Origin of the sequence: Cupriavidus basilensis, from assembly GCF_029335485.1 — a bacterium.
Classification (GTDB): Bacteria; Pseudomonadota; Gammaproteobacteria; order Burkholderiales; family Burkholderiaceae; genus Cupriavidus; species Cupriavidus basilensis_E.
This window is the reverse complement of record NZ_JARJLM010000276.1, coordinates 1-7,711: the sequence shown is the minus strand read 5'-3', so window position 1 is coordinate 7,711 and position 7,711 is coordinate 1. Positions and strand designations below refer to the sequence as shown.

Annotated in this window: 11 protein-coding genes; 10 read left to right on the top strand and 1 reads right to left on the bottom strand. The window is 67.7% G+C overall.

Features of this window, described 5'->3' with window-relative positions; genetic code table 11:
- Positions 1-18: 18 nt before the first annotated feature.
- From P3W85_RS16340 to P3W85_RS16305, 8 genes are all read left to right on the top strand, one after another.
- Positions 19-1,794 (top strand): glutamine--tRNA ligase/YqeY domain fusion protein, encoded by a 1,776-nt coding sequence (locus tag P3W85_RS16340; protein WP_276265543.1) that lies wholly within the window; start codon positions 19-21, stop codon positions 1,792-1,794.
- A 48-nt stretch (positions 1,795-1,842) separates the two neighbouring features.
- Positions 1,843-2,061, top strand: a complete 219-nt coding sequence (locus P3W85_RS16335; RefSeq protein WP_017226278.1) for an RNA-binding S4 domain-containing protein — start codon at positions 1,843-1,845, stop codon at positions 2,059-2,061.
- 79 nt (positions 2,062-2,140) lie between these two features.
- Positions 2,141-2,524, top strand: coding sequence for an MAPEG family protein (locus tag P3W85_RS16330; protein WP_017226279.1), 384 nt, complete (start codon positions 2,141-2,143; stop codon positions 2,522-2,524).
- 11 nt (positions 2,525-2,535) lie between these two features.
- Entirely contained in the window at positions 2,536-3,138 is a 603-nt protein-coding gene (locus P3W85_RS16325) for a YceI family protein (RefSeq protein WP_276265542.1), read from the top strand.
- Between the two features lie 144 nt (positions 3,139-3,282).
- A complete protein-coding gene (locus tag P3W85_RS16320; RefSeq protein WP_017226281.1) occupies positions 3,283-3,594 on the top strand; it encodes a hypothetical protein in 312 nt (103 codons plus the stop codon).
- Positions 3,595-3,620: 26 nt separating this feature from the next.
- Entirely contained in the window at positions 3,621-4,325 is a 705-nt protein-coding gene (locus tag P3W85_RS16315) for an alpha/beta hydrolase (protein WP_276265541.1), read from the top strand.
- 141 nt (positions 4,326-4,466) lie between these two features.
- The gene (locus P3W85_RS16310) at positions 4,467-5,015 is read left to right on the top strand and encodes a YaeQ family protein (protein WP_017223971.1); all 549 of its coding nucleotides are present in this window, start codon (positions 4,467-4,469) and stop codon (positions 5,013-5,015) included.
- Between the two features lie 133 nt (positions 5,016-5,148).
- Complete coding sequence (locus tag P3W85_RS16305; RefSeq protein ID WP_017223970.1) at positions 5,149-5,496, top strand: FKBP-type peptidyl-prolyl cis-trans isomerase; 348 nt, start codon at positions 5,149-5,151, stop codon at positions 5,494-5,496.
- A gap of 141 nt (positions 5,497-5,637) precedes the next feature.
- Here P3W85_RS16305 and P3W85_RS16300 read toward each other — a convergent pair whose 3' ends face one another.
- Positions 5,638-5,958 carry a hypothetical protein gene (locus P3W85_RS16300; RefSeq protein WP_017223969.1) on the bottom strand — a complete coding sequence of 107 codons (321 nt, stop codon included), beginning with the start codon at positions 5,956-5,958 and terminating at the stop codon, positions 5,638-5,640.
- Positions 5,959-6,263: 305 nt separating this feature from the next.
- On the opposite strand from P3W85_RS16300, the gene P3W85_RS16295 reads away from it, so the two are divergent.
- Positions 6,264-6,974, top strand: a complete 711-nt coding sequence (locus P3W85_RS16295; protein WP_017223968.1) for a gamma-glutamylcyclotransferase — start codon at positions 6,264-6,266, stop codon at positions 6,972-6,974.
- A gap of 16 nt (positions 6,975-6,990) precedes the next feature.
- Positions 6,991-7,711 (top strand): ankyrin repeat domain-containing protein (locus P3W85_RS16290; RefSeq protein WP_276265540.1); only part of this gene is annotated, 721 nt, incomplete at its 3' end.

Genomic DNA, 7,711 nt, shown 5'->3' with positions numbered 1-7,711 from the left:
CAGCCCATCGGCGCCCAAATGAGCCACGACCCCAAAGCCAACGACAATACGCCCGCCGCATCCAATTTCCTGCGCAGCATCATCGACCAGGACCTCGCCTCCGGCACCTACGCCGGCCGCCAGGATGCGCAGGGCCAGCCGTTGCCCACCGTCATCACCCGCTTCCCGCCGGAGCCCAACGGCTACCTGCATATCGGCCACGCCAAGAGCATCTGCGTGAACTTCGGCATGGCGCGCGATTACGCCGGCCGCTGCCACCTGCGCTTCGACGACACCAACCCGGTCAAGGAAGACACCGAATACGTCGACTCCATCATCGACGCGGTGCACTGGCTCGGCTTCAGCTGGGACAGCACCGGCGCGGACGGCAGCAAGCAGCCTCACCTGTACTACGCCAGCGACTACTTCGACCAGCTCTATGCCTTCGCCGAAAAGCTGATCGAGCGCGGCGTGGCCTACGTGGACAGCCAGACCGCCGAGCAGATCGCCGCCAACCGCGGCGACTTCTCGCGCCCCGGCACGCCCTCGCCGTTCCGCGACCGCAGCGTGGCGGAAAACCTGCAGCTGTTCCGCGACATGCGCGACGACAAGTACGCCGACGGCGAACACGTGCTGCGCGCCAAGATCGACATGAGCGCGCCCAATATCGTGATGCGCGACCCGGTGATCTACCGTATCCGCCACGCCCATCACCACCGCACGGGCGACAAGTGGTGCATCTACCCGATGTACGACTTCACCCACTGCATCTCGGACGCGCTGGAAAACATCACGCATTCGCTGTGCACGCTGGAGTTCGAGAACAACCGTCCGCTGTACGACTGGGTGCTGGCGCAGCTGCGCGAATGCGGCGTGTTCAGCGATCCGCTGCCGCACCAGTATGAATTCGCCCGCCTGAACCTGACCTACGCCATCACCAGCAAGCGCAAATTGCTGCAACTGGTCGCTGAGAACCGCGTGGACGGCTGGGACGATCCACGCATGCCCACCATCGTGGGCATGCGCCGCCGCGGCTTCACGCCGGAATCGATCCAGTTGTTCTGCGACCGCATCGGCGTGGCCAAGTCCGATAGCTGGATCGACATGAGCACGCTGGAAGGCGCCGTGCGCGACGACCTCGACGCGCGCGCCGCGCGCAGCGTGGGCGTGCTGGACCCGCTCAAGCTGATCCTCGACAATTACCCCGAAGGCCAGAGCGAAGAGTGCTCGGCGCCCGTGCACCCGAAGAAGCCGGAGCTGGGCCGTCGCGTGTTCCCGCTGTCGCGCGAGCTGTGGATCGAGCAAGACGACTTCAGCGAAGCGCCGCCCAAGGGCTACTTCCGCCTGTTCGCGCCCAAGGACGGCAATCCCGGCAGCAAGGTGCGCCTGCGCTATGGCTATGTGATCGAATGCACGGGCGTGGACCGCGACGCCGACGGCAAGGTGATTGCCGTGCACGCCAACTACCTGCCCGACACCAAGAGCGGCACGCCGGGCGCCGACAGCGTCAAGGTCAAGGGCAACATCCACTGGGTCAGCGCACCGCACGCCTATGAAGCGGAAGTGCGCCTGTACGACCGCCTCTTCAGCGACCCGAACCCGGATGCCGGCGGCAAGAACTTCCTCGACGCGCTGAACCCGGGCTCCAAGAAAACGGTCACCGCCTACCTGGAGCCCGGCCTGCAGCAGGCCGCCGCGGAAGACCGCTTCCAGTTCGAGCGCCATGGCTACTTCGTCGCCGACCGCGTCGACTCCAGGCCGGGCAAGCCGGTCTTCAACCGCATCGTCGGTCTCAAGGACAGCTGGGGCAAGTGAGTCGAACGAGGCAAACGAAGTCAACAAGGAACAAGGCAGACGAGGACCATGCAAACCATAACCTTCCCGCTCGAGGGCGAGCATATCGCCCTCAACGACCTGCTCAAGGTGGCCGGGATATGCGACAGCGGAGGCGCCGGCAAGGCCCTGGTGGCGGCCGGCGAAGTGTCGGTCGACGGCGCGGTGGAATCGCGCAAGACCGCCAAGATCCGCGCCGGCCAGGTGGTCAGCGTGCCCGGCGTGAAGATTCGGGTGGTGGCGGCCTGAGGCCAGCCCATCCGCAGGCATGCCCGGCGGCTGGTCCGGCCGGCCACCAGGCGCCTGCCCCCAAGCAAAGGAAATATCCATGCCGATTGCATTCTGGTGTGTGCTGCTCGCAGGCATCCTGCCTGTCGTGACGGTGGGCATCGCCAAGGCGGGCGGACGCGGCTACGACAATCACGACCCGCGCGGCTGGCTGGAAGAGCAGGCCGGGCGCGCCCGGCGAGCCGACCAGGCCCACCGCAACCACTTCGAGGCCTTCCCCTTCTTCGCCGCCGCCGTGCTCTCGGCGAGCTTCCTGCATGCGCCGGCCTCGCGCATCGACGAACTGGCGCTGGTCTTCGTCGCTGCGCGCATCCTGTACACCTTGTGCTACCTGGCCGATCGCGCCACCTTGCGCACCCTGTGCTGGACCGTGGGCTTCCTGTCCGTGATCGGCATCTTCCTGCTGCCGGTGTTCGTCCACTGAGGATATGCCCTATGCGGCACCTGCCAACCGCCCTTTGCTCACTATGCCTGCTGGTGTCCTTGCTGCCCGGCACGGCTCTGGCGGAACCGCTCGACTTCAAGGTCGACCCGACCCACACCACGGTGTATTTCGCCGCCAGCCATTTCGAGCGGACCTCGGTGCGCGGGCGCTTCGGCAAGATCGACGGCCGCATCCGCTACGACGAAACCAGCGGCAGCGGCGCGATCGATTTCACGGTGGATGCCGACTCGGTCGATTCCGGCAACCGTACCCTGGACGGCATCCTGCGTTCGCCCCAGTTCCTCGATGCACAGAATTTCCCCGTGGTCAGGCTGCAGGCCAGCCGCTTTGTACGCGAAGGCGACCGGCTGGTGGCCGTGGAAGGCGAGCTGACCCTGCACGGCGTCACGCAGCCGCTGCGGCTGGAGGCGGAGCGGTTCAGCTGCGGCGCGATTTCCCTGTTCGGCATCAAGCGTCACGTCTGCGGCGGCGATTTCCGCGCCGTGCTGTCGCGCAGCACCTTTGGCATGACGCGCTTCCTGCCCGAGGTGGGCGATACCGTGGTGCTCACGATGTCCGTGGAGGCGACGCCGTCGCTGCCGGCGCTGGAGTGACAGCCGCGCCGCCCGGCATCCGGCGGCGCTGCGGGATGTCGCCCCGGGGGCACCTGAAGCACCGATTTCTTCTGTAGAATCAGGGGTTTGCCTATTTGGCCGGTCCTGTCTCCCGGCCTTCGCCCGAACGGGGAACGAACACAAATGACGATGATTCAAGCTGGGGATATCGTGGCTGCCGCGCTGGCGGCGGCGGGCGCCTGCCTGGTCTGCAGTATCCCGCTGGACTTCCTGCGCCCCTTCCCGGCGTGGGCGCTTCGCACCTATGGCCGCCGCGCCCTGCTGGTGCCGCTGCTGATCCCGCTGGTGGGAAGCTGGCTGCTCGGCCTGGCCCAGTCGGGGCAACTCGACAGCCCGGCCGGGCACGCCATGGTAGTGGCGGCGGCCTTCCTCTGCCTGAACCTGGCTGCGGCGCTGCTGCGCTACTACTTGAGCGACTACCGCAAATCGCGTTGATCCTCAGGGACCCCGGCGCGCCATTCATGAGCACACCCCTGCGCTTCGACATCGCGGCCGGCGCCGAAACGCTGGCCGCGGACCGCATCGACGCCGGCAACGGCGCCAGCTGCCTGCTGCTGCACGGCGCCGGCACCAGCCACCGCGGACGCTGGCTGGCACTGCGGCAGGCGCTGGCCGCGCACGGCGTCGGCAGTGTCGCCATCGATTTTTCCGGCCACGGCGAAAGCGCCGCCCGCACGCCCAACTCGCTGGCCAAGCGCCTGGGCGAAGCGCAAGCAGCGCTGGCGCATCTGGACGGCAGCGGTCCGAGGGCCCTGATCGGCATCAGCATGAGCGGCGAAATCGCCGTGCGCATGGCGGCCGATCCGGCCAACCGGATCGAGCGCTTGCTGACGCTGGTGGGCGCCGCCTACGACCCGGCCGCCTTCGAACTGCCCTTCGGCCCGGCCTTTACGGCCGTGCTGCGCACGCCCGGCAGCTGGCGCGCCTCGCTGGCCTTCGAGCAGATCGAGCGCTTTCGCGGCCGCATCACGCTGGTGCGCGGCGCCGAGGACAATGTCATTCCACCCTGCATTGCCGACACCCTGGCCGCCCGTGCCAGCCTGGCCGAGCGGGTCGAGGTGATCGACCTGCCCGCTACGGGTCACTTGCTAGGGGAAGCCTGGCAAACCCGGCCGGGTTTTGCCGCGCTGCTGAGCGGGATCGCGCTGCGCGCCGTCAGCGCCTGACGGCGCGCTCCCGGGCCGATCGTGGCGTCCTTGCAAGACATGGCGGACCGCGGCCATGGCGCAGTCGCGATCGCGCCGCGCGTTTCACGTATGATGCGGCCTTTCGCTTCTCGCAGCCTCTGCCGCGCCCAGTCTTCTCCCATGGCTCTCAAATCCACCATCTACAAGGCCGAACTGTCGGTGTCCGACATGGACCGGCCTTACTACGGCAGCCACGCCCTGACCATCGCCAAGCACCCGTCCGAGAACGACGCGCGCATGATGGTGCGGCTGCTGGCCTTCGCCTGCGAAGCCAGCGACACGCTTACCTTCACCCGTGGCCTCGACGAGCCCGACGAGCCGGACCTGTGGGAAAAGACCCTGACCGGCGAAATCGCCCACTGGATCGAGCTGGGCCAGCCCGACGAATCCCGCCTGAAGCGCGCGGCGGCGCGCGCCGACCGTGTCACGGTGTTCACCTACAATGGTGCCAGCGCGCGCGAATGGTGGAAGGGCATGGCCGGCAAGGCAGGCAAGCTGCGCAACGTGACCATCTACAATGTGCCCGCCGAGGCAGTGGAAGCGCTCGCCGCCCTGGCGCAGCGCGCCATGCGGCTGTCGGTGACGATCCAGGACAGTGAAATCTGGGTCAGCGACGACGACAACAACGTCCGCATCACGCTCGAAGTCCTGCAGCGCCCGGCGGGCTGAGCCTGCCGCGCCACCCGGTTTTCGCATTTTGTGTATTTCGTGTTTTTCGCATCACCCATCCGCCCGTTGCGACCGCAAACGCCGGTCGCACCGAACCCGTGACCCTCGCTGATACAGCACAAGGAAGCCATCCATGAATACCACTCCCTCCGGCCTGCAATATGAAGACACCGTAACCGGCGAAGGCGCCGAAGCCACGGCAGGCAAGCATGTCACGGTGCACTACACCGGCTGGCTCTACGAGAACGAACAGGCCGGCCGCAAGTTCGATTCGAGCAAGGACCGCAACGATCCCTTCGTGTTCCCGCTGGGCGCCGGCCATGTCATCCGCGGCTGGGACGAAGGCGTGCAGGGCATGAAGGTGGGCGGCACGCGCCGCCTGGTGATCCCCGCCGAACTCGGCTACGGCGCGCGCGGTGCGGGCGGCGTGATTCCGCCCAACGCCACGCTGCTGTTCGAAGTGGAACTGCTGGCAGTCTGAGCGCCTGGCTGCCGCCCGGGCGGCAGCCATCGGCATGCCGTCCCGCGCGCCTGCGCGGATGGCAACAAGCAACAAGGGGCGCCCGCGGGCGCCCCTTGTGCGTTCCAGCCCCGGCCATGCCGGCCGGGCGCGCTTCCAGCACTAAAAGCTGATCGCAGCGTTGCCCACGTCGACCCGCACCTTGTCGCGGTCCAGCAGGCGCGCGGCATGGCGGGCATAGTCCTGCGCCCAGGCGGCATCGCCGGAAAATCGCGCTTCGCCGGAGAACTTGGCCACGTTGAGGATCTTGTCGATCACCAGCACCTTGCCCACCGGGCTGGAGGCCTGGCAATCGAGCTCGGCGTATTCGCGGTCGAACCAGCGCCAGCCGGCATCCTCGCTGACCGCCGCCAGCTCGGCATCGCCAATGGTGAAACCGAATTCCTTGCCGGTGCCGAAGGCCACCGTGAGCGTACGCGCCATAGCCTGATCTCCTGGTTGATGCCAGCATTGTAAAGACATGTCGGCCGATACCGCCACCTTGCCAGGTCAAGTATCGCGCCGAAATATCGCGCCGGCGCGGCAGCCGCCATCCCCCCGGCACCTCGTAGCGCGGCATAGGCCTGGCCACCCTGCCTCCCAGCGGCGCCGCTCGCTTGCGCACGCCGGACTCCGATCGAAACCTGACCGTTGCGAGCCGCCGACAACGTGGGGAACCTTACACAGATTTCTCCTCGCCATGTGGTTTCCATGCCGCCCGCCGCGCCGCTTTGGATTATGCTTGCACCATGGCCATCACCCGACAAGATCTCGAAACGGATCGGCTGCGTGCTTCTCTATGCAGCACGCCGGTGGCTTCCTCGCTGCTTCCCGCCGAAGCGCTCGAGGGTTCGCTGCGCGCCACGCTCGACCGGCGCCCGGATTCGCCGGCGCTGGCCGGCGATGTCTGGCTGTTCGGCTACGGCTCGCTGATCTGGAACCCGATGGTGGTCCACACCGACCACCGGCTTGCCACCGTGCACGGCTACCACCGCGGCTTCTATCTCTATTCGCGCATCAACCGGGGCACCTGGGACGACCCGGGCCTGGTGCTGGGACTGGATCGCGGCGGCTCCTGCCATGGCGTCGTCTTCCGCATTCCCCATCACATGATCGAGCAGGAATTCCGCCTGCTGTGGCGCCGCGAGATGCTCACCGGGGCTTATCATCCGCGCTGGCTCAACGTGAAGATGGCCGGCAGCGCGCCGCAGCGGGCGCTGGCCTTCGTGATGAACCGCACGCATGAGTCCTACGCCGGCCGGCTGCCCGACGACCGCGTGGTGGCGTGCCTGCGCCATGCCTGCGGGCTCTACGGCCCGGCTCGCGAGTACCTCCAGCAAACCCTGCTGGGCCTTGCCACCAACGGCGTCGACGACCCCTACCTGGGGCGGCTTTGGCGCCGCCTGCAGGATACGGATGCCGCGGGCGCGGCCACCCGCGCCGCAAGCGAAATCGCCTGATCCAGGAACCACCGGGATGCCACGCCCTGCCGCCCGCCCTCGCCGCCTGGTGCTTGCCGAAGTGCTGGGACTGACCGGGTTGCTGATGGGCGGCGCCTTGCTGGCCGGCCCGGGCGGGTCGAGCCTGGCGGCACGCCCGGCAGGAAGCGGTCCGGCACAGGCTTCACCGCGCTCGCACGGGCATGGCTCGGCGCACTCTCCGTCCGCCGCGCACGACAGCGTCGGCGCGCTGGACCGCAACCTCATCGCGGCCGCCTCGGTCGGCGATCTCGAACTGGTCAAGCGCTTGCTGGCAGCGGGCGCATCGGCCCAGGCTACCGACGATCACAACCGCAGCGCCTTGCTGGTGGCGGTCTACAGCCGGCATACGGAAGTCGCCAGGGCGCTGGTGGTGGCTGGCGCCGACGTCAACCGCAAGGATGTCGAGGGCAACAGCCCGTTCCTGCTGGCGGCGGCTACCGGGCAGCTCGAGGTGGTGCAGTTGTCGCTGGCCCATGGCGCCGACGTCGGCAGCACCGACGGCTACGACAACACCGCCCTGATCGCAGCCTGCGAGCATGGCAATACCGAAGTGGTGAAAGTGTTGCTGAAAGCCGGCGTCGCGGTCGACCACGTCAACGGGCAAGGCTGGACCGCCTTGCTGGAAGCCATCGTCATGGGGGACGGCAGCGCGCGCTACGAAGACATCGTGCAGTTGCTGCTGGACGCCGGCGCGGATGCCAACCTGGCGGACCGCG

Bases quoted from the DNA above. Each gene is read 5' to 3' on its own strand.
- P3W85_RS16340 (WP_276265543.1), top strand. From the start codon at position 19: ATGAGCCACGACCCCAAAGCCAACGACAATACGCCCGCCGCATCCAAT.
- P3W85_RS16335 (WP_017226278.1), top strand. From the start codon at position 1,843: ATGCAAACCATAACCTTCCCGCTCGAGGGCGAGCATATCGCCCTCAAC.
- P3W85_RS16330 (WP_017226279.1), top strand. From the start codon at position 2,141: ATGCCGATTGCATTCTGGTGTGTGCTGCTCGCAGGCATCCTGCCTGTC.
- P3W85_RS16325 (WP_276265542.1), top strand. From the start codon at position 2,536: ATGCGGCACCTGCCAACCGCCCTTTGCTCACTATGCCTGCTGGTGTCC.
- P3W85_RS16320 (WP_017226281.1), top strand. From the start codon at position 3,283: ATGACGATGATTCAAGCTGGGGATATCGTGGCTGCCGCGCTGGCGGCG.
- P3W85_RS16315 (WP_276265541.1), top strand. From the start codon at position 3,621: ATGAGCACACCCCTGCGCTTCGACATCGCGGCCGGCGCCGAAACGCTG.
- P3W85_RS16310 (WP_017223971.1), top strand. From the start codon at position 4,467: ATGGCTCTCAAATCCACCATCTACAAGGCCGAACTGTCGGTGTCCGAC.
- P3W85_RS16305 (WP_017223970.1), top strand. From the start codon at position 5,149: ATGAATACCACTCCCTCCGGCCTGCAATATGAAGACACCGTAACCGGC.
- P3W85_RS16300 (WP_017223969.1), bottom strand. From the start codon at position 5,958: ATGGCGCGTACGCTCACGGTGGCCTTCGGCACCGGCAAGGAATTCGGT.
- P3W85_RS16295 (WP_017223968.1), top strand. From the start codon at position 6,264: ATGGCCATCACCCGACAAGATCTCGAAACGGATCGGCTGCGTGCTTCT.